We start from the raw sequence: 20,096 nt of genomic DNA on the forward strand, positions 1-20,096 counted from the left end.
TCAGTACGGATAGAGCACCGGCCTCCTAAGTCGGCGGTCGTGGGTTCAAATCCCATCCCGCCCGTTTACATGCATCATTATTCTTTCATAAAATTTGAAACGTGCTATCAACACGATTCTTTCTTTCCATTACATGGTAAACCTTTTTATAAGACGATTGATGCTGTGTAGTGTTGTCACATTAATTCATGTAATTAACAAAGCTTTTGAAGCTTTCAACTAGATGCATGAAAAATTTTGTGGCAGGAGAAATGAAAAACATGCAAATACAAAACTTTAAAGACTTACCATTAAGTATGGAGGTTTTAAAAAGCATTGAAGAGCTTGGATTTCATAATCTTTTTCCAATTCAGGCTCAAGCCATAGCACCGTTGCTTGAAGGCAAAGACGTTATTGGGCAAGCGCAAACTGGAACTGGTAAGACTGCGGCTTTCGGAGTTCCAATGGTCGAACGATTGAATCCGAAGGATAGAAATGTGCAGGGCTTAGTTTTAGTGCCAACCCGCGAACTTGCCGTCCAAGTCGCAGAGCACATTAGCCAACTCGGGAAATATGCACGATTAAAAGTTTTGCCAGTTTATGGAGGAGAACCGATAGGAAAGCAGATACGCGCGCTGGAACAGGGCGTCCAAATTGTTGTTGGCACGCCGGGTCGTATAATCGACTTGCTTAAACGGCGCATTCTAAATCTTTCATCTGTAAAAGTTGTCGTTCTTGATGAAGCAGATAGAATGCTTGACATGGGATTCATAGACGACATAGAATACATACTTGCAAGGGTATCGTCAAACAGGCAGACCAGCCTTTTCTCTGCGACAATAGACCAGTCAGTAATGAGAATATGCAGCAGATACATGAAAAACCCAGAAAAGATACTCGTAAGCAAAGACGAAATAGCCCTCACACAAATAAGCCAATATTACATGGTCGTAAACCCTCATGACAAATTCGAAACACTCTGCAACATTTTAAACGAAAACCACATAGGCCGCGCAATAATATTCTGCAAGACACGCACAGACACAAGCATGCTTGCAGACAAACTAAGAAACAGAGGATATGACGCAAAACCACTACATGCCGGTTTTACGCAAGCTCAAAGAGATTTCGTAATCAATTCGTTCAGAAATGGAAGACTGAAGTTGCTTGTTGCAACGGACGTTGCCGCAAGAGGCTTAGATATCCAAGGAGTAACTCACATAATAAACTACGATGTCCCATTGGATGCATTAGTCTATTTTCACAGAATCGGCCGCACAGCCAGAGTAGGACGTGAAGGGACAGCCATAACACTTGTAGGCTACGGAGAACTTGCAGAGTTCAATAACATAAGAGCCTTAACCAAAACCACCATAGAAGAACTACAATGACCAATAGATTCTCTTATCCATCATCCAAATTAATAGAAACAATCATAAAATAGATGGTTGCAGAGGGATAAGTTTAAAGCGGCGTTGCCAGTTAAACAAGGTGTGCAAAAACATTTTTTGCGCTAAATAGTATAAGGAGTTGAATCAGCAAAATGTATGAGAAAGAGATGCATAAGGCAGTCTGTGCTGATTGCGGAAGAGAATGTGAAGTTCCCTTCAAACCAGACGGAAGCAGACCAGTATACTGCCGAGAATGCTATTCCAAACGAAGACCCCCAAGAAGATATTAAGCTTTTAGGCTAACATCTTTATCTTGTTCCACAAACCCTTTTTTTAACCACTAACAATAATAAACGGGACACACATTCTTAAGTGAGGTTAAGACAAAAATAATGCCTAAAGACCCAGTTTGCGGCATTGTTCTCGATGAAAAAACAGCAAAATTTAAAATAACCTATGATGGCGAAACCTACCATTTTTGCAGCCTAGCATGCAAGAAAAAATTCAAAAGACATCCAATGAAGTTCGTGAAGTAGCACTAGTTTAGGCGACTCATGTCAGAATATTGCACGCAATCGCTCCTACCGATTCAGCAATCCAAAATAACGAAAAACACACAGTAGCCTAATCAATTTTCAATTGCCTTTATAAGCAAGGCTGACGATTATGTGTCAGTAACGTTCTGTCACAGACAACCGTTTCCCGGCAGCGTTACACACGACAAACAACAAATAAAGGAGTGAAAATAAAAAAATGACACAAAATAAGGATGTTATCTTCATCGGAAACAAACCACCAATGGCCTACGTTCTAGCAATAATTACAAGCCTCTCCTCAAGCAACGCCAAAGAAATAACATTGAAAGCACGCGGACAAGCAATCACCACAGCTGTTGACGCAGCTGAAATAGCCAGAAGACGCTTCCTAAAAGACCTACAAATTAGCAAAGTAGCCATAGGCACAATGGAAATGCCGCCGAGAGAAGGCGAAAACAGGTCAAGAATGGTTTCAACAATGGAGATAACGCTGACAAAAGAGTAGGAAAACATTGCGAAACAAAGCATCCCCCGGCGAGTATCTCGCCTTTCTTTCAATAAAATATGAAGTTGACCCAGACAAACTTTTTTATGCCTTAATTTCCGCATGGAAAAATCAGAAGGCCTCTTGTGGAAACCTTTCAATTGAATGCCGTAGTAAACAAAAAAACAAGGCTATTTTCCTAATAACAAACGGTCAGAAAGTAGTTGCACAATTTCCCATACCGGAAGAATTTCTTCAAGAAGAGAATAACTCAATCAAAAATTTCAGAGAAACCGAAATGCTCCGCAGGCATCTAGCTAAAAAGCACAGCGAAAAGCGTTCCTTCCAGATTAAAGATTTACGAATAGGAATGAAAAAGGTCAATGTGAAAGCAAAGGTTTTGGAGATTGCAAGACCAACATTGGTCATTACAAGATTTGGAAACTATGCCAGCGTAGCTAACGCTTTGATAGCGGATGAAACAGGAACGATTAAGCTGTGCTTGTGGAATGAACAGATAAACTCCATATCCACCGGAGACGATATCCAAGTTGAAAATGCAAGCACGTCAACGTTTAGAGGCGAAAGACAATTAAGAATTGGAAAAAAAGGAACCCTACGCAATGTAGGAAACTTGACTGCCAAAACGGCAAGAATTACGTAACTCCGAAAGAATAATTTGCGACGACGCAAGATAGAAAAAATTCTGGAAAACATCGCCCTACCGTAAAGGGCAAATTGCTTGTAACCCTTTAGAACAGATAGCCTTCACAGCGTTACCCAAGAAGGCGCCAGACTACTGCTGCTAGAAAACCACCAAATATTGGAGCCACCCAAAAAAGCCAAAGCTGATTTAAAGCTGTGCCGCCGACCAAAACGGCTGGACCAAAACTCCTAGCCGGATTAACTGAGGTGCCAGTTATTGGTATTCCTACAAGGTGAATGAGGACTAGGCTGAACCCGATAGATACGCCAGCAAAGCCTTTCGGGGCTTTTTCGCTTGTTGAACCATGTATCACAAGCAAGAATATGAACGTGAGAATTGTTTCAGCAACGAATGCTGACGCCATCGAAAATCCTCCAGGTGATGCAATGTCATATCCGTTTTGACCCAAACCATCAACTGAGAGACTGTACCGAGGATTGCCAAGTGCAACCCAATAAAGGGCTGCTGCTCCAATCACAGCTCCCACACACTGCACTATTACGTATATTACCGTGTCTTTTGGTTTCATTTTGCCCGCGGCAAGCATTGATATGGAGACTGCAGGGTTTATGTGACACCCAGAAATGCCTCCTATGGCGTATGCCATGGCAAGCACAGAAAGACCGAACGCGAAGGAGATTCCTACGAATCCTATATGCGCGCCTGCAATCACCGCGCTTCCGCAGCCCATGAACACTAACACGAATGTGCCGACCATTTCAGCAACATATTTTTTAATATTGTTATTGCCGTTCATATGAAAACCTCAAAGTTTTATTCTTGCTGAGTATGCCTTTTTGGTCTGCTGCTTAGGGTTTATATGGATTTCCATAATATGCGCAAAGTATAGAGTGAGCAAAAGAACTAAATGGGCCTTGGTGTAAATTGGTAGTGAGAGGTGATGGGAATGAAAGAGGAGAAAGAAGAAAAGGGTAAAGCTGAAAAGACTGCAGAGAAAACTGGAGAAGTTATCGGCAAAGGCGTAAAGAAAGGTTTTGGAATAGTCAAAGGAATTGGAAAGGGAATAAAAGAAGGAGTCAAAGGAGAAGAGAAGAAAAAGAAAGAAGAATAGAGAGGCTAGATTTTTCTCAGTTTTTCTTTCCATTTTTGAAGGAATGCGTATTGTCCATTACACATAGTGAAAATGTTAGGGTTAGTTTGCTACATCAATCGAGAAATTTAAAATTATTAGATGATTCTTCAAGTGATAGATTTCTGGGTAAGCGAATTTTTGTTCTATAATTAGTTTACAGAAACCTTTTATGCCATAGACAGCTTAATACTTTATCCACAGGCATTTTCAGTTTAGTCTGAACCATCTTTCGGATTATTCTGAAACTGTTTGAATAATAAAAAGGGAAAGGAGAAGGAAAAATGCTAAAAACAACTGGAAAAATAGTAGTGACTATACTGTTTTGTTTCATGTTGACTATGCCAATAATCATTAACAGAAACGTACGTGGACAAGAACCCACAACACTTCGTGTTGACCCCCCAGAACAAGAAATTCCAGTAGAATCGTTTTTCGATGTCTTTGTATGGGTTGACAGTTTTTTCGATGTATTCAGGGATGGGATAATTCTGACCTACGACACTTCGATTATTGACGCAGTAGATGTTGAATCGGTTCCTCCATTTTTGACCACAAACAAGGTAATCGATGATGCGGCGGGCTACATGATGATAGAAAGCATAGCTGAGCCTCCGATTCATGGTTCCATACCCCTAGCACATTTCACATTCCACTGTACTGGCGGAGGCGTAAGCGACTTAACCATAGCAGAGTACTATCTATTCGACCCATACCAAAACCCTATTCCTGCCGACAAAATTATAAACGGACGTGTTACACAAACCAGCTTTTACTTTAAACCACCATATCCCGATTACGCACCAAGCGGCGTTCCAGACTTCGACCAAAAACAATGGGGCGCGCAAATGTGGATAAACCCGTTCCCACCAGTCGGCACATGGAGCTACTGCGGACCAGTAGCAATAGCAAACTCTTTATGGTGGCTTGACTCAGAACACGAACCAAACCCAATACCTCCACCAATAATCAACGATAATTTCCCATTAGTTCAAAGCTACGCCGCTGGAGTTTGGGACGACCACGACCCGCAAAACGTTCCACCACTCGTCGAAGACCTTGCGTTTCTTATGGACACTAATGGCCAAAGGTTCGGTCATCAACATTGCGGCACAGAAGTGCACGAAATGACGATTGGGCTCAACGAATACATATCACGCCAAGAACTCGACTGGAAATTCTACGTTCACCTGCAGAAAGCTCCGGACTTCCTTTGGATAGAAAGGGAAATCAAAAAATGCCAAGACGTAGTACTGCTTCTCGGATTCTGGCAATGGAACCCATACATGCAACAGTGGGTGCGTGTTGGCGGACACTACGTGACATGCGCAGGTGTTAACTCCGCAAATTGGATGCTTGCAATAAGCGACCCCTACATAGACGCGGCAGAAATGGGACTTACACAAGGAAGAGTATTACCACCGCCTCCACATCCCCACACAGGAATACCCGAAACACTACACAACGATGCACTATACGTTTCCCACGACTTCTATCAAATAGGACCATCACCAAGCCCAGGCGGCCCCTTCGGATTCTATGAGTACCCAGCAGAATATGTCATCGACAACTTCGGCTCATGCCAAAACACTCCAGACGAATTCCTTGAATTCGACGGCGAATACTTGCCCGGCCAACCAATCAATACAGAGATAGAATATGCGGTTGTGACCTCATGCAAAACAGGAATTATTGCCGCAGGCTCAGAAGACACGAACATCTACGTCTGGGACTTCTTCGGAACACTACAATGGCAATTTGCTCTCGCAAACCCAGTAGTTTCAGTGGCGATGGATAACAATGGACGGTACATAGCTGCAGGTACACGTTTACCTGTGCAACCCGCCACTGGCAACTTATGGCTGTTCGACAACTCTCTTGGAGCCCCACCAGGCAACGTGCTTTGGGCAACAACCCTACCAGTATCTACAAGCTACGATGGCGGCTGGGCTGGAACCGAATCCAAATCCGTGGATGTCAAATACAACAATTACAACGGTTATGTAGTAGTAGCTGCAGCAACAGACCAAGGATTATACTTATTCGACCAGTTTGGCAGCATAATCTGGCAATACTGGGATCAAGCACCAGAAACTATAGTTGAAATTTCACAAGACGGCAACTACATAATCTGCGCAGACTACAATACAGGTTTCATTCACTACTTCTCTCACTTGAAGGACGGAACGCCAGGATGGGGACTCGGCGACGGAGTACCAGTGTGGACTCGCTGCGGTGGAATGGAATCTTTATTTGCTTTCTGGGTGGCAATATCAGGCAACGGCGAATATGTCGCTGCCAGTGTCTATCAGGTTCCAATGGGTCTCTTTCCTGCTGGAGTTGTATTGTTTGACAGATCAGGTTCAATTGTTTGGTTCTACATACTTCCAAAGGGCGGTTTCGTGAGAGTTGACATGCCCTGTGCCGGAAACAGCGTAGTTTCAGTCAATGATGATCCAAGTGACAATTTTGGTTGCGACCTCAACTATTGGAGCGACGGAGGCAACGGTTGGGACGGAGGAGACGCGAACCCGGTTTGGACTTTCTCGTTAGGTATCCCAACTGACGACTTCTACACGGTGTCAATTTCTGAGAACGGCGATTACGTGGCAACTGGAGGAGCGCCAACAAACAATTATCTCCTCACGAAAGGTGGAACACTTCAACAAGTGATAGGCTTGATGCCAGGTGCGATACAATCTGCTGACTTGACGTTCTCTGGAAAGTATGGAGCGTCAGTTGACAACGCTGGAACACTATGGTTCTTTGACAAAGACACCGGATTCTTGTGGAGCGCAAACCCAACTCAAGCGCCCTTCCATTGCGTTGCTGTTTCAAATATTTACCCGTGCATGTTTCCATATCCAGATCATGATGTAAAAGTCGCTAGCATAAAGCCGAATAAAACCATTGCAGGACAAGGATACAACGCAAACATTAGCATAACCATAACGAACGAAGGCGATTTCCAAGAAACATTTGATGTAACACTCTGCGCAAATTCAACAGCTATTGGAACTCAAACGGTTAACAACCTAGTCGCGGGAATGTCAATAATTCTGAACTTCTCTTGGAATACTGCCACCTACGAAAAGGGAATCTACACTATATGGGCTTTCAGCTCAATTGTACCAGACGAAATAGACGTATACGACAACCACCTTGTAGACAGCACTATAAAAGTGACTATCCCTGGCGATGTTGATGGCGACTTCAAGGTTAAAATGGACGATATCATGTTGATTGTTGAAGCCTTTGGGTCAACACTTAGAGCAGACGGGTGGTACTGGCACACGTCACCATGCATACTATGCCCACACAGTCCAAACCTCGACGTAGACGGAAACGGCAAAGTAGACATGGGCGACATAATCATTGCGTGCGACGACTTTGGAAAAACCTATCCATAACCCTTTTTTTCTCTTTATATTAAATAAATACCTTATTAAGGATTGAAATACCAAATTAAAACGTGACACTAGAAGGTCTAGAGAAATCTTTGCTTAATATAAACAAATAAAAAGAAAAGCACTATGCCTACTTCACAAAAAAGAACAGCATAATCTCCATAAACACGAGTCACTATTAAATCAAGTTTATAATGAATGTCGGATTTTGGCGTCACCCCCGTTGGAGGAGCCATCGAACGTGCGTCAACAAATTTGTCAGCAATATCATTGAATCGGTAATACGCATATCCGCCATGCGTCGTTTCAGTCCACTTATATTCAACATTAACAAAGGTGTAGGTTATTACTGCTAGTACTACAAAAAGCAAAGAGGTACATAAGATTGTGACGAAGGCTTTTTCTTGAAAAGAACTCTTTCGAGAAATTTCAAAATGTAATGTAACAAAAATCATTAGAAAAATAGTTCCTAAACCTAGAAAGGCTGCAGCTTCCATAGAAAAACCTAACGGTTTCAATAATGCTATGCCAAAAAATGTAAAGGTTAACCCGGCAATCGCAAATATTTTAGGAGCATGAATGCTTAGCACATTAAACAAAAGAGCCCATCCCTCCAAGTAATAATTAAGCTGCATGAAATATAAATTATTGTCGAAAACGCAAAGAAGCCAAGAACGGTGCGGTCGCCGGGATTTGAACCCGGGTTGTCGGCTTGGGAAGCCGATGTCCTAACCAGACTGGACTACGACCGCGGATATTTTGATTATTAAAGCTTGATTCTTTAACTTTTAGGTCAATTGAGTCCATATTGCTTTTGGTCTGGCCAGTTGTTATAACTCTGTTAATGTACTCTAGACTTTGCCTGCGATATTCAAACTTGAGCTTGCCATTAACTGAACCCATATAGTGCCTTATTCTGTAGTAATTTTCAGATAGATGCCCTGTTTGGCCACATATTTCACAGACCATCTTCATATCAACTATTCACCTCCACTACAGCCTTGACAAATCCCGGTTCAATCAGAAAATATAAAGACCCCTCACACTAATCTTCAATAGTGATACATACAAACACACTATTTCTCCATTAAAAGGCTCATACAGACTAAACCATATTTCTGTCCTAGACGGGAATTTTGCTATTCCCATTTAAAGACTTTCTTCTCAACCATAAATGAAAGGAATGTTTCGTCAATTAGCTGACAAGATACTTAAAAAGTTATAGCAGAACCAAATTGTTGATCAAAATCATCAAAAGTTAAATAACCCAAATTTCAAGCAATGTTATTTTTAGATAAAGAAAAGTGGCACGTAAGTTACGTATAACCGATTAATTACGGTAAAGAGTTAACTGTTTAGAGCTAAAAGATAAAAATGGGGATTATGGGTAGGTTTTTCCAAAGTTCATTAACATGACAGCTATATCAGCCATTGTTATTCTGCCGTCCAAGTCCAAATCCCCGTGTGGATTCCATCTTAGGTGTGCCGGATAGGAACCAAAAGCATCTACGACTACCATGATATCATCGAATTTTACAACTCCATCTTCATTAATATCTGGTATAGGTGAGAAATTAAGTATACAGAGGTACGCAGACATTGTGAAGACCGGCTTTTGTCCAGGTTCCAAGACAACAAAAGTTTCTTGCTGTAAGAACGTTATTTCTGTGCACAACACTTCATCGCTTGGAAGTTGTTGTATTGTAAAGTTGACTTCACATAATACTCCTAGATTTGTGACATCTACAGGTGTTTCTGGTGATAATGTTGCATTCACTTTTAAGTATCCAGTATCATCTACAACATCACTTGAAGCAAAGGTTATTAATGCGGCTCCGTCAATAACAGAAGCAAAAACATTGTCGTCCGGTACCGAAACGTCTTGGAAGTTTACTATACTGTTGTTCTATGAAACAGAAATCTCCCATGCGACCAATTTTTCAATGTGAGTTATAGAGAACACCACTGTAAAAACACTGCCGATGGAGTGTTCTGAAGCTTTCAGTATGAAGAAACTATCATCTGTTTCTGGATTAAGCATTCTTATTGTCGCAACCTCACCTTCAGCTTTAACTGTGAACCCGTTGCCTTTAAGTGCCAATGCTAACATGCTCACTGACAACAGCACTACCATTATCTTGAAGGCCATTCTTGTAGACATATTTCTCCTCTCTTCGAAGAACTACAAAATGATTCTATGCAAAAAGATAAGACTTGTGGATAAATCTTCTATTGTCATTGAGTTTCAATGGGTTTTTGAACACGATACAAAATATCCAAAGAAAGGAAATAATTAACTTAAACTTTTATCTATTACATTCTTTCCTACTTCATAAACGAAGGAAGTCAAAATTCATGAAAATAATCAAACCGAATACTTATTTCTGGCAAGGGAACGAAGCATGCGCAGAAGCAGCCATAATCGCGGGATGCCGCTTTTTTGCAGGTTACCCAATAACGCCAGCCAGTGAATTATTTGAACACATGGCTAAACGCTTGCCACAAATCAACGGAATAGCTATCCAAATGGAAGATGAAATGGCTTCTTTAGGCGCGGTTATAGGCGCAAGCTGGACAGGAAACAAAGCCATGACAGCCACCTCCGGACCTGGCTTCAGCCTAATGCAAGAACTAATAGGCTACGCATTTATGACCGAAACACCATGCGTAATAGCCGACATGCAAAGAGCAGGACCAAGCACAGGACAAGCCACAAAATGCGGACAAGGAGATGTAATGCAAGCTCGCTGGGGCACTCATGGCGATTACTCAGCTATTGTGCTCGCGCCGAACTCCGTCCAAGAAATGTTCACATTAACCATTAAAGCCTTCAATTACGCAGAAAAATACCGCGCTCCAGTCATACTTCTTGCAGACGAAATAGTCGCCCACATGAGAGAACAAGTAACCGCGCCACCTATAGAAAGCATAGAAATAATTAACCGCAGAAAACCAAAAACTGGAGAAAAAGCATTTTTTGGTAATCAAGAAGTCCCACCCATGCCAGCAGTCGGCGAAGGCTACAACGTTATCGTTACTGGGTCAACCCATGACGAGTATGGCGTTAGGTCAACAGCCAACCCAATAGTGCACAGACGCCTCGTGGAGAGACTCAACAACAAAATACAGAGCCATACAGAAGAAATTGCAGATTACGAAAGTTACAATGTCGAACAATGCAGAATAGGCATAGTCGCCTTCGGCTGCACATCACGCGCCATCTACGAAGCAACAGAAAACGCGGAAAAAATGGGAATAAGAACGGGATATGTGAGATTGAAAACTCTCTGGCCTTTTCCAGAAAAAATCATCAAAAAACTAGCAAAATCAGCTGAGAAGATAATAGTGCCAGAAATGAATTTGAAACAGATATTTTATGAGGTAGAACGGACTGCACACGGTTCTGCAAAGGTTGTTCCACTCAACAAAATCGGTGGCGGAGAATTAATCACGCCAGAAGAGTTAACAGCTAAAATTCAGGAAGTAGCGGAGGAGAAGAAATGACACAGCAATTCTCGATAAGAAAATATCTCAGAGAAATAGAGATGCCCTTCTGCCCAGGCTGCGGCATATTCACAGTCATGAACACTTTTCTGAAAGCCATCCACGAGCTAGGTCACGAAGACTTGAGCAAATTCGTTTTTTGCAGCGGAATCGGATGCTCAGCTTGGATTCCATCACCACATTTCATTGCTGACTCAATCCATACACCACACGGAAGAAGCATACCAGTCGCAACAGGTGTAAAATTACTCCGTCCAGACCTTAACGTAATTGTTTTCGGCGGCGACGGAGACATAGTTGGCATAGGCCTAAGCCACTTTATCCACGCAACTAGAAGAAACTTAGACATACTCGTCATAATGGTTAATAACATGGTTTATGGGATGACTGGCGGGCAAGTCGCACCGACAACACCCTCTAAAATAAAGACTACAACAACCCCGTATGGAAGTTTTGAGCAACCATTAGATGCTGCAAGATTAGCCGTTACAGCCGGAGCATGCTACGTTTCACGTTGGACCACAATACATCAAAACGAATTAAAAGAAAACATAAAAAAGGCGATGAAAATGAAAGGTTTCAGATTCATCGAGGCAGTAAGTCAATGTCCAACAGCTTTTGGAAGAAGAGCGGGTTTCAAAGACGCTGGAGAAATGCTAAAGTGGTTCAAAGAAAATTCTGTTCCTATAAAACAAGCAGAAAAACTTGATGAAGACGAGTTAGCCGAGAAAATAGTTGTAGGCGAATTTATTCAAAGACAGCGCCCCACGTTTGTTGACAACATACACAAAATGATTAAGGAGGCACAGAAAATCAGTGAAAATTGAAGTTAGAATAAGCGGACTTGGCGGGCAAGGCGTCGTTTTGGCAGGCCAAATACTAGGCAAAGCAGCAGTCTACGACGGAAAAAACGTGGCTCAAACACAAAGCTACGGCGCTGAAGCAAGAGGAAGCGCAGCAAAAAGCGAAGTGATAATATCAGACAGCAAAATTGGTTTTCCTGCGGTAAGAAAAAGTGACATACTAATCGCAATGAGTCAACAAGCCCTCGAGAAACATCTTAAAGATTTGAAAGAAAATGGAGTGTTACTTGTCGACAGCACATACGTGAAAAAAATACCTGAAACAACAGCAAAAGTGCTTCAAATTCCAGCTACAGAGAACGCCGAAAAAATGTTTGGAGCAAAGATATGTGCAAACATGATTATGCTTGGCGCTTTAGCAAAAGCCACGAACATTGTCAGTGAAAAAGCGATGCAGAAAGCCATCGAAGATACTGTAACTAGGAAGACCGTCGACATAAATAAGCGCGCATATAAATATGGGGCAAAAATAATTTCACCGAATATTACGTGATATAATAGGTTTTCACCATCAAAACCTTTAGGAAAGCCAACTTCATGTTAATTTTTCATCTTCTGCTTTTTTCTTAGCTTGAAAGCTTACATGAGCACGTTTTGATAGATAGATAGTAGTTAGAAGGAAGATTGCCACAGTTGCCGCAAAAATATAGACTAGGTTTTGAAAATTACGTAGACTTTCAGTGTAAGCTGACAAATGCTCGCGAAGATCATTATTTAATTGATTGCAAATTTCTTGAAGAGAAGAGTAGTTTTCTGAAAGAATGGTGTAGTTGTTCAAGAATTGATAATATGATGTGTTCAGACTGTTAAAATCCGATTGTAGTTTAGCGTAGTCACCGAGAAGCTGCGTGTAGAGGTACATTGTTTTTGAAGAAATTATTCTAATTGTGTGTGCACTGAAGGTATAGTTGACATATAAAAAGCGGTGCGTTTCATTAGAGGGACTCAGCAAATTTGATGGAACTTCTACATCATCTATAATAACAATGAGTGAATAGTTCATCAATTCCGTTAAAATAACAATCCTGCAAAAACCAGTAGTAGCTTCTTTACCGGTAACATTGAATAGTATCACCCGATCTGCTGTTTCAGTCGCAACCTCAAATTTGAAATTGGAAATTGTCGAATTACAAATAAAAGGTACAGCGTACATTTTACCTTGAAAGTCAACATAGAAGATAGAAAACATACCTGAGAGCGGATAATTATCTTGAACCATCGAATCCGTGAGGTATGGATCATCTCCTATTCCATCATAGTTTAAATCGCGGCCAGAATAATCGCTCCAATGGTTGCCTTCGGCATTATAGCTCCAAGAATTCATAGTGTCAGCATACGCTTGTTGAGTGTTATTAAAATTGTTATGATAAATAATGTTCTCTCCACTGAGAGTGAGATGGATTCCGTAATAATTTGAAAACACAGTGTTGCCAGAAATCATGTTGTTACTAGAAGACAGAAGATAGATACCAGCATTTGTGTTATAAGTAATTGTGTTATAAGATATCGTGTTACTACTTGAGTAATGCAAACTTATTCCATTTAAAACGTTGGAAGATATCGTATTATTTAGAAGCATGTTGTTACTAGAGAAACGAAGACTAATTCCATTAGTGTTCTGTATTATTTTATTATAACTTACGACAACTCCGCTGGAATAGTTTAATAATATTCCGCAGTTCACTGCATCTGTTCCACTGTTTTGAACCGTGAAGTTTTTGATCGTCACATTTTCAGCCATTACGATTATCACGTTTTCGATTCCAGAGCCATCAATAATTGTAAGGTCTGTATGCTCGCCAATTAATGACACACTTTTATTGATAAGTAAGTTTTCAACATATGTTCCATTTCGAACATAAATGGTATACCCATCCAAGGCGTTTTTTAACGCACTTGTTATGTTTTGATAGGGATTTGTTAAAGTGCCGTTCCATGGGCCAATAGTGTTACGCCAATCTACATATATGATGCTGTTTTCAGCTTTTACATCCAATTTCTGAGCTGATAGAAATGGTATGGATAATATAGACAGTAATATAAGTAAACTCAATATCGATGTTTTCAATTCAACCACGTTCTCTAATGTTAGAACGCAGAATTATTAAACATTAAGGTAAATTGTGTAACTAATCATATTTTTGCGAGTGATTTCCCAAGCATAACTGAACATAATGTAGCAAAAGAAAAGGCAAAAACAAAAATGAATGGATCAATGACGGGTTGTGTAATAGCCCATAAAGCTGCTGCATATAACATTAATGTCGTTAATGCAAAAACAAAAACTTGAGCCTTGATATTTACCATTTTTTTAGTTACGACATTTTGTTGCCGAGCTAATGCATTCTCCAGCAGTTCTTTCGCATCCTTCATTTCTTGTTCGGTAACAAGAATTACTAGGTTTTTGTCGGCATCTTGAAATTTAAAACTTGAGAGAGCATATCTTTGCAGGTCCCAAGGTCTTTTCTTCGGTAAGATTTTTACAATATTACTTTTTTCCATCTTTTTCAGAATTGTTTGAATTTTTCGGATGAACTGGATGTCATTTGTTTTTTCTTCTCCATACAATCTTTTCACTAGATCTTTCACATCAGGAAAATACAGCTCAAGCTGAAAGGATGCGATAGCTTTGGCAAGAGCATATTGGTATTCGCCTTCACGCAGCCGAATATTGACTATTTTAAGGTCTGCCCTTAGAGCTTCTTGTAAAAATTTTATTTCGTCTAGTGTTGGTTTATGCTGAGACATTTTTCTTCCTTTTCAATAGTTTCAGTTGAAACGAGTTTAAAAAGTCTTCGCATAATGGATGGTGATTTCAATAGTTTCAATAATTTTTTGAATGTTTGACCTACTTTTTCAATGTAGTCTACCGAAAAAATCCGTAACTTATTCAATAAGGAGAGTGTTATTGGGCGGAGAGTTTGGAACGTTATACAGTGAAGCTTTATATTCCTTTGCTTAAAGAAAATAACGATTTCAGATTTCACAGAAAGTACAGAAGCCATATTGAAATCATAGCTTTAATGCTGGAGGCAATGGGAGAGAATGGTGCACCTAAATTTTTCATAATGAAGCATGCAAATACCAACTCTGCTCAGCTTAACAGATATTTAAAAACTTTAATCCAAATGAGCTTCGCAGAAGTTACCTTAAAAAATAACCGCTTTGTATACATCGCCAGTAAAAAAGGACTCGCGTTTCTGAAACAGTACTACATTCTTCGAGAAATGCTGGTGGAAGCATCACCAGAAAGCAAACCACAAATCTTAACTTACAGAAAGTTAGCGGAAAGGCAAGCGGAATACCAGTCTGTTTCACGCTTTTAATCCCCTTCTCCTTTCGGCTTAAAAGCAAATTCCGCTTGCCCCGCCCAATAAACTTAGTTTTTGGAAGAACAATTAGAGTTAAGTTATGAGTTTGGAAGTGTAAACTATCACTTTATAAATGAATGTTGCTCACTGTAATTCGGTGTGATGTTGATTGCCGCGTGAGTTTACATATACGCAAGCTGGTGTTGATAGAGAGTTAAGGGCGGAGTCGAAGAAGGCTTTACAGGTTTTGCGGGAAACTTACAAGTTTAGCGGTTATGGTGGGGTTGTTCAGCTTCCTTATGGGAACATTTTCTCGTTTGACAGAGACCGTTACTTGGATTTGGTTATTGAAGGCGTGGGCACGAAGGTGCTTGTTGCACAGTTAGCTGAGAAATATGACACGATTGGTGTTGATGCTGTGGCGTTGGCGGTTAATGATGTTATAAGGTCTGGAGCTAAACCGTTAGCCATTGCAGATAATATTCATACGCAGGTTTCAGACCCTTATTTAGTTAGGGAGTGGTTGAAGGGTATAGTCAAAGGCGCAGTAGAAGCCGAGTGCGTGGTGCCAAGCGGGGAAATTGGCGATGTCGCCGAAGTAGTTAAGGGACTGGTGGAAGGAAAAGGTTTCGACATGGTCGTAGCTACAATAGGCATAGTGACGCGTGAAAAGATAATTTATGGAAGAGACATAAAGGCAGGCGACTCGGTTATAGGCTTGCGAAGCTCTGGAATCCACAGCAACGGCGTGTCTTTGGCGAGGAAGATTCTTTTCAAAAAGTGGGGTGGCATGTATGAGCCACATGACATCCCAGAAGGATTAGACCGTGAGGTTGTTTTGGAGGTTTTGGAGCCTATGAAAATTTATGTTAAGCCGCTGCTTAAAGTTGCTGATGCGCTTAAGGTGAAGGCCGCAGTGCACATTACAGGCGATGCGTATCTTAAATTTGTCAATTTAGCAAGGTTCTCTAAGGGCATAGGCTTTGAATTTGACAACTTTAAGCCTCAACCAATCTTTGAGGTAATTCAGAAGACTGCGTCAAAGTTGGGTAAGACAATAACCGATGAGGAGATGTTCAAGACGTTTAACATGGGTTGGGGTTTTGCAGTAATAGTTGATAAGAGAGATAGGGACGAAGCTGTCGATGTTTTGGAGAAGACAGGTGTGCAGGCGGAGCAAATAGGCAGTGTGACTGATGACGCAGGCATAAAAATTCATTATAAAAACAAGAAAATAATTTTGAAGTAACAATTTGCTTTGTTATTGATAAAAGCGTTTAAATTCCATAAAACTCAAACTTAACCCATGAAATACCGTTTAAAAATTGAAGTCAACTTGAAACCCGGACATAGCGACCCCGAAGGCGAAACCACAGAGCGTTTGCTGAAAGAGCTTGGATATAAAGTTGAAACTGTTAATGTAGGCAAAGTTTACCGTGTAATTCTTAATGCTAATTCGAGAAAGGAGGCTGAAGCGAAAGCTGATGAAATGTGCAGAAGGCTTTTGGCGAATCCAACAAAAGACAACTACACAGTAACGATTGAGGAAGAAAAATGAGCAGTAGCCTATATATCCGCAGAAAAACAGTCTTCCCAGTTTTTGAAATAAACACGTTCGAGGCTACAGACCAGCAACTGTTGGAAATTAGCCGAGAACTTGGCATAGGATTAAATTTGCATGAGATGAAGGCAGTTCAAGAATATTTTAGGAAAAAAGGACGCAATCCAACAGATGTAGAGCTTCAGACCATTGGACAAACGTGGTCGGAACATTGTTTTCACAAGACGTTTAAAGGCAAGATAAAGGTGGATGAAAAAGAGATTGACAGCCTCTTTAAAACATACATTGCGAGGGCTACGGACGAAGTTAATCCGAAATGGTGTTTTTCTGTTTTTGAAGACAACGCGGGTATTATACGGTTTGACAAGAGCTATGGTGTAGCGGCTAAAGTTGAGACGCATAATCATCCTTCAGCTGTAGAGCCATTTGGCGGAGCCGCAACCGGCGTGGGCGGCGTCATCCGAGACATTTTGGGAGTGTGGGCTGACCCGATTGTGTGCATGGATGTTTTAGGTTTTGGACCATTAGATTTTGATTATAATAAGCTTCCGGCTGGAGTGAAGCATCCAAAATATATTTACATGGGCGTCGTGGCAGGTATAGGAAGTTACGGTAACAACATGGGCATTCCCACCGTGAATGGCGCAGTCTACTTTGACGAAAGCTACACTGGAAATGTGGTTGTTTACTGCGGATGCGTAGGTTTGCTTCCGCTAGAAAAATTCAGGAAAAACGCGAAGCCTAATGACATAATTGTTTTGGCTGGCGGAAAAACCGGACGCGACGGCATTCATGGAGTAACGTTTGCGTCTGCTGAGTTAACGGAAAAATCAGAGGAAGTTTCTAGACCGGCGGTTCAAATTGCAAACCCGATTGAAGAGGAAAAGCTGAAAAGAGCAATAATCACGGTTCGAGACTGCGAGTTAGCATCTGCGATAACAGACCTTGGAGGCGGTGGGTTGTCGTCTGCGGTTGGTGAAACTGCGAAGAAGTTTGGTTGTGGTGCTGTTGTAGAGCTTGATAAGGTTCCATTGAAGTATCCGGGTTTGGCTCCGTGGGAGATTTACGTTTCTGAATCGCAAGAGAGAATGCTTTTGGCTGTTCCGTCAGAGAACCTCAGTAAGGTTTTGGAAATTTTTGAAAATGAAGATGTTGAAGCGACGGCTATTGGAAAATACACTTCAGACAAGCTTTTGCGAATATATTATTGCGGTGAAAAGGTCGCTGAGATGGATATTTCCTTCCTTTTCGAACCTCCAAAAATTGTGCGAACCGCAAAGTATGAACCCTCGAATTTTGAGGAGCCAGTTTTTCCAGAGCCAATAAACCTAACAGAGACTGCTTTGCACCTTTTGTCTTCGCCTAACATTGCGAGTAAGGAAAGCGTAATTCGCAGTTACGACCATGAGGTTAAGGGTAATACGACGCTTAAGCCTTTGCAAGGAGAATATGGTGGACCTAATGATGCCGCTGTCATAAAGCCTCTTGAGAATTCTTGGAGGGGCATAGCCATTTCGTGTGGGATGAATCCGAATTATGGTAAGATTGACACCTATTGGATGGCTGCGTCTGCGATAGACGAGGCGGTTAGGAATAATGTGGCTGTTGGAGGAAGAAGAATCGCTTTGCTGGATAATTTCACGTGGGGTAACCCTGAAAAGCCCGAAAGACTTGGTAATTTGGTTAGGGCGTGTGAGGCATGTTACAAGTTTGCGAGGGCTTTTAGGACGCCGTTTATTTCTGGAAAGGACAGCTTATACAATGAGTCTCCGCTTGGTCCGGTGACGCCGACTCTTTTAATAACGGCTTTAGGCATTATTCCTGACATTCGCTTGGTTGTTTCAATGGATGTTAAGGATGTAGGCGACTCGGTTTACATTGTTGGCAAGACATTTGCGGAGTTAGGCGGCTCGGAGTACTATAAGCTGAAAGGGTTTGTTGGTAAAACCGTGCCAAAAGTGCGTGCATCTCAAGCTAAGAGAACGTTTAGCGCTATCACGAAGGCTGTTGATTCGGGTTTGGTTAAGGCATGTCATGATTTGTCTGAAGGCGGCTTGGCGGTGGCTGCTGCAGAGATGGCTTTTGCTGGTGGACGCGGGTTGGAGTTGGATTTGCGAAAAGTTCCATGTGAGGCGTTGGCACGTAATGATTTTGTTTTGTTTTCGGAGTCGAACAGCCGTTTCTTGGTGGAAGTTTCCGAGAGGGATAAAAGGGATTTTGAGGCTCTGATGAAAAGTACGGTTCGTGCGGAGATAGGCAGAGTAAGCGAAAATCCACGGTTGCGCGTTAAAGGGTTGGATGGAAGGGTTGTTGTTGACGCGTCGCTTGCGAAGTTGTTGGCAAGCTGGAAGAGAACATTAAGCAGCGGGGTGTAAACTGTGAAGCGTGGAGAAATTAAGGTCTGTGTTTTGCGTGTTGGCGGAACCAACTGCGACTCGGAAACAAAAAGAGCGTTTGAAGAGTTAGGTGTGCATGCGGAAGTTGTGCATGTGAACGAGCTTGTCAAGCACGGCGGACTGCTTGAATATCACGCTTTGGTTTTTCCAGGCGGCTTCTCTTATGGAGATTATGTGCGGGCTGGTGCGATATGGGCTAAGTGGATACTGGCTAAGATGGGCAGGGAGTTGAAGGCGTTTGTTGACGAAGACCGCCCTATTCTTGGCATTTGTAATGGCTTTCAGGTGCTTGTTGAGGCTGGTTTGCTTCCGGGTTTTGAGGGAATGAGTCCTTATCCTGAAGCGTCTTTGGCTACTAATGTTCCGCCGGGGTATAATTGTCGTTGGGTTTATCTTACGCATGAAAATAATGGAAAATGCTTGTTTACGTCGAAGATTCCGAAAGGAAGAGTTTTGCGTGTTCCAGTTGCGCATTCGGAAGGCAGATTCATATTTGCAAAAGAAAAGGAAAAGCGACTTTTGGAAAGGCTTTATGAAAATGACCAACTGGTTTTTCGCTACTGTACGAAAGATGGTGAGTACGCAGATGGGCAGTATCCGGCGAACCCTAACGGTTCCTTTCATGACATAGCTGGAATATGTAACCCGGAAGGAACAATATTTGGTTTGATGCCGCATCCAGAAAGAGCCTTCTACTGGTGGCAACAACCAGACTGGACAAGGCAAAAGCAAATGCCACAACACGGCGACGGAAAACTAATCTTCGAAAGTTTGATAAACCATCTTGAAAAGGAAGGATAGTTGAGAATTTCTTATTACTTTTTCTCGCGTTTTAGAGTCGAATTGCTAATGCAAGTTCATTGATTCT

At 41.6% G+C, this 20,096-nt stretch carries 21 protein-coding genes and 1 tRNA gene; 15 read left to right on the top strand and 7 right to left on the bottom strand.

Annotated features, from left to right (window positions below):
* The first annotated feature begins 260 nt into the window (after positions 1 to 260).
* The 5 genes from HM003_00005 (at position 261) to HM003_00025 (ending at position 3,054) form a co-directional block, all read left to right on the top strand.
* Positions 261 to 1,370 carry a DEAD/DEAH box helicase gene (locus HM003_00005; GenBank protein MBX5327726.1) on the top strand — a complete coding sequence of 370 codons (1,110 nt, stop codon included), beginning with the start codon at positions 261 to 263 and terminating at the stop codon, positions 1,368 to 1,370.
* A gap of 152 nt (positions 1,371 to 1,522) precedes the next feature.
* Positions 1,523 to 1,660 (top strand): DNA-directed RNA polymerase, encoded by a 138-nt coding sequence (locus HM003_00010; GenBank protein MBX5327727.1) that lies wholly within the window; start codon positions 1,523 to 1,525, stop codon positions 1,658 to 1,660.
* Positions 1,661 to 1,762: 102 nt separating this feature from the next.
* Positions 1,763 to 1,906 (top strand): YHS domain-containing protein, encoded by a 144-nt coding sequence (locus HM003_00015; protein MBX5327728.1) that lies wholly within the window; start codon positions 1,763 to 1,765, stop codon positions 1,904 to 1,906.
* A gap of 217 nt (positions 1,907 to 2,123) precedes the next feature.
* On the top strand, positions 2,124 to 2,411 hold the full coding sequence (albA, locus tag HM003_00020) for a DNA-binding protein Alba (protein MBX5327729.1): 288 nt from the start codon (positions 2,124 to 2,126) through the stop codon (positions 2,409 to 2,411).
* A gap of 7 nt (positions 2,412 to 2,418) precedes the next feature.
* Positions 2,419 to 3,054, top strand: a complete 636-nt coding sequence (locus HM003_00025; protein MBX5327730.1) for a hypothetical protein — start codon at positions 2,419 to 2,421, stop codon at positions 3,052 to 3,054.
* A gap of 112 nt (positions 3,055 to 3,166) precedes the next feature.
* On the opposite strand, the gene aqpZ is transcribed toward HM003_00025, so the two are convergent.
* Positions 3,167 to 3,835 carry an aquaporin Z gene (gene aqpZ / locus HM003_00030; GenBank protein ID MBX5327731.1) on the bottom strand — a complete coding sequence of 223 codons (669 nt, stop codon included), beginning with the start codon at positions 3,833 to 3,835 and terminating at the stop codon, positions 3,167 to 3,169.
* A 168-nt stretch (positions 3,836 to 4,003) separates the two neighbouring features.
* Between aqpZ and HM003_00035 the strand changes: the two genes are divergently transcribed.
* Together HM003_00035 and HM003_00040 are read left to right on the top strand one after the other, a co-directional pair.
* A complete protein-coding gene (locus HM003_00035) occupies positions 4,004 to 4,168 on the top strand; it encodes a hypothetical protein (GenBank protein ID MBX5327732.1) in 165 nt (54 codons plus the stop codon).
* A gap of 302 nt (positions 4,169 to 4,470) precedes the next feature.
* Positions 4,471 to 7,596 (top strand): hypothetical protein, encoded by a 3,126-nt coding sequence (locus HM003_00040; GenBank protein ID MBX5327733.1) that lies wholly within the window; start codon positions 4,471 to 4,473, stop codon positions 7,594 to 7,596.
* A 77-nt stretch (positions 7,597 to 7,673) separates the two neighbouring features.
* Here HM003_00040 and HM003_00045 read toward each other — a convergent pair whose 3' ends face one another.
* From HM003_00045 to HM003_00060, 4 genes are all read right to left on the bottom strand, one after another.
* Positions 7,674 to 8,090 (bottom strand): hypothetical protein, encoded by a 417-nt coding sequence (locus HM003_00045; GenBank protein ID MBX5327734.1) that lies wholly within the window; start codon positions 8,088 to 8,090, stop codon positions 7,674 to 7,676.
* Positions 8,091 to 8,271: 181 nt separating this feature from the next.
* Positions 8,272 to 8,345: transfer RNA gene (locus tag HM003_00050), tRNA-Gly, on the bottom strand.
* Between the two features lie 629 nt (positions 8,346 to 8,974).
* The gene (locus tag HM003_00055; GenBank protein ID MBX5327735.1) at positions 8,975 to 9,370 is read right to left on the bottom strand and encodes a hypothetical protein; all 396 of its coding nucleotides are present in this window, start codon (positions 9,368 to 9,370) and stop codon (positions 8,975 to 8,977) included.
* 129 nt (positions 9,371 to 9,499) lie between these two features.
* A complete protein-coding gene (locus tag HM003_00060; protein ID MBX5327736.1) occupies positions 9,500 to 9,754 on the bottom strand; it encodes a hypothetical protein in 255 nt (84 codons plus the stop codon).
* Between the two features lie 194 nt (positions 9,755 to 9,948).
* On the opposite strand from HM003_00060, the gene HM003_00065 reads away from it, so the two are divergent.
* From HM003_00065 to HM003_00075, 3 genes are read left to right on the top strand one after another with little or no spacing between them, the layout of a single operon-like run.
* Entirely contained in the window at positions 9,949 to 11,097 is a 1,149-nt protein-coding gene (locus HM003_00065) for a 2-oxoacid:acceptor oxidoreductase subunit alpha (GenBank protein MBX5327737.1), read from the top strand.
* Positions 11,094 to 11,924, top strand: a complete 831-nt coding sequence (locus HM003_00070) for a 2-oxoacid:ferredoxin oxidoreductase subunit beta (GenBank protein ID MBX5327738.1) — start codon at positions 11,094 to 11,096, stop codon at positions 11,922 to 11,924. The genes HM003_00065 and HM003_00070 overlap by 4 nt, the downstream gene beginning before the upstream one ends.
* Positions 11,914 to 12,453 (top strand): 2-oxoacid:ferredoxin oxidoreductase subunit gamma, encoded by a 540-nt coding sequence (locus HM003_00075; protein MBX5327739.1) that lies wholly within the window; start codon positions 11,914 to 11,916, stop codon positions 12,451 to 12,453. The genes HM003_00070 and HM003_00075 overlap by 11 nt, the downstream gene beginning before the upstream one ends.
* Before the next feature lie 42 nt (positions 12,454 to 12,495).
* On the opposite strand, the gene HM003_00080 is transcribed toward HM003_00075, so the two are convergent.
* Positions 12,496 to 14,028 carry a DUF1565 domain-containing protein gene (locus HM003_00080; GenBank protein ID MBX5327740.1) on the bottom strand — a complete coding sequence of 511 codons (1,533 nt, stop codon included), beginning with the start codon at positions 14,026 to 14,028 and terminating at the stop codon, positions 12,496 to 12,498.
* Between the two features lie 65 nt (positions 14,029 to 14,093).
* On the bottom strand, positions 14,094 to 14,708 hold the full coding sequence (locus tag HM003_00085) for a hypothetical protein (GenBank protein MBX5327741.1): 615 nt from the start codon (positions 14,706 to 14,708) through the stop codon (positions 14,094 to 14,096).
* A 173-nt stretch (positions 14,709 to 14,881) separates the two neighbouring features.
* Here HM003_00085 and HM003_00090 point away from each other — a divergent pair, with 173 nt between their 5' ends.
* The 5 genes from HM003_00090 (at position 14,882) to purQ (ending at position 20,029) form a co-directional block, all read left to right on the top strand.
* A complete protein-coding gene (locus HM003_00090; GenBank protein MBX5327742.1) occupies positions 14,882 to 15,286 on the top strand; it encodes a hypothetical protein in 405 nt (134 codons plus the stop codon).
* Between the two features lie 154 nt (positions 15,287 to 15,440).
* The gene (gene purM, locus HM003_00095; protein ID MBX5327743.1) at positions 15,441 to 16,520 is read left to right on the top strand and encodes a phosphoribosylformylglycinamidine cyclo-ligase; all 1,080 of its coding nucleotides are present in this window, start codon (positions 15,441 to 15,443) and stop codon (positions 16,518 to 16,520) included.
* Between the two features lie 57 nt (positions 16,521 to 16,577).
* The gene (gene purS, locus HM003_00100; GenBank protein ID MBX5327744.1) at positions 16,578 to 16,829 is read left to right on the top strand and encodes a phosphoribosylformylglycinamidine synthase subunit PurS; all 252 of its coding nucleotides are present in this window, start codon (positions 16,578 to 16,580) and stop codon (positions 16,827 to 16,829) included.
* Complete coding sequence (purL, locus tag HM003_00105; protein ID MBX5327745.1) at positions 16,826 to 19,207, top strand: phosphoribosylformylglycinamidine synthase subunit PurL; 2,382 nt, start codon at positions 16,826 to 16,828, stop codon at positions 19,205 to 19,207. Before purS ends, purL begins: the two co-directional genes overlap by 4 nt.
* 18 nt (positions 19,208 to 19,225) lie before the next feature.
* On the top strand, positions 19,226 to 20,029 hold the full coding sequence (purQ, locus tag HM003_00110) for a phosphoribosylformylglycinamidine synthase subunit PurQ (GenBank protein MBX5327746.1): 804 nt from the start codon (positions 19,226 to 19,228) through the stop codon (positions 20,027 to 20,029).
* Positions 20,030 to 20,096 lie beyond the last annotated feature (67 nt).

It is taken from the genome of Candidatus Bathyarchaeota archaeon A05DMB-5, assembly GCA_019685655.1.
Lineage (GTDB): Archaea > Thermoproteota > Bathyarchaeia > Bathyarchaeales > Bathycorpusculaceae > DSLH01.

Coding starts and splice junctions, on each gene's coding strand:
- HM003_00035 (MBX5327732.1), top strand. CDS start 4,004: ATGAAAGAGGAGAAAGAAGAAAAGGGTAAAGCTGAAAAGACTGCAGAG.
- HM003_00040 (MBX5327733.1), top strand. CDS start 4,471: ATGCTAAAAACAACTGGAAAAATAGTAGTGACTATACTGTTTTGTTTC.
- HM003_00045 (MBX5327734.1), bottom strand. CDS start 8,090: ATGGAAGCTGCAGCCTTTCTAGGTTTAGGAACTATTTTTCTAATGATT.
- purL (MBX5327745.1), top strand. CDS start 16,826: ATGAGCAGTAGCCTATATATCCGCAGAAAAACAGTCTTCCCAGTTTTT.
- HM003_00085 (MBX5327741.1), bottom strand. CDS start 14,708: ATGTCTCAGCATAAACCAACACTAGACGAAATAAAATTTTTACAAGAA.
- purS (MBX5327744.1), top strand. CDS start 16,578: ATGAAATACCGTTTAAAAATTGAAGTCAACTTGAAACCCGGACATAGC.
- HM003_00060 (MBX5327736.1), bottom strand. CDS start 9,754: ATGTCTACAAGAATGGCCTTCAAGATAATGGTAGTGCTGTTGTCAGTG.
- HM003_00005 (MBX5327726.1), top strand. CDS start 261: ATGCAAATACAAAACTTTAAAGACTTACCATTAAGTATGGAGGTTTTA.
- HM003_00015 (MBX5327728.1), top strand. CDS start 1,763: ATGCCTAAAGACCCAGTTTGCGGCATTGTTCTCGATGAAAAAACAGCA.
- HM003_00070 (MBX5327738.1), top strand. CDS start 11,094: ATGACACAGCAATTCTCGATAAGAAAATATCTCAGAGAAATAGAGATG.
- albA (MBX5327729.1), top strand. CDS start 2,124: ATGACACAAAATAAGGATGTTATCTTCATCGGAAACAAACCACCAATG.
- HM003_00065 (MBX5327737.1), top strand. CDS start 9,949: ATGAAAATAATCAAACCGAATACTTATTTCTGGCAAGGGAACGAAGCA.
- HM003_00010 (MBX5327727.1), top strand. CDS start 1,523: ATGTATGAGAAAGAGATGCATAAGGCAGTCTGTGCTGATTGCGGAAGA.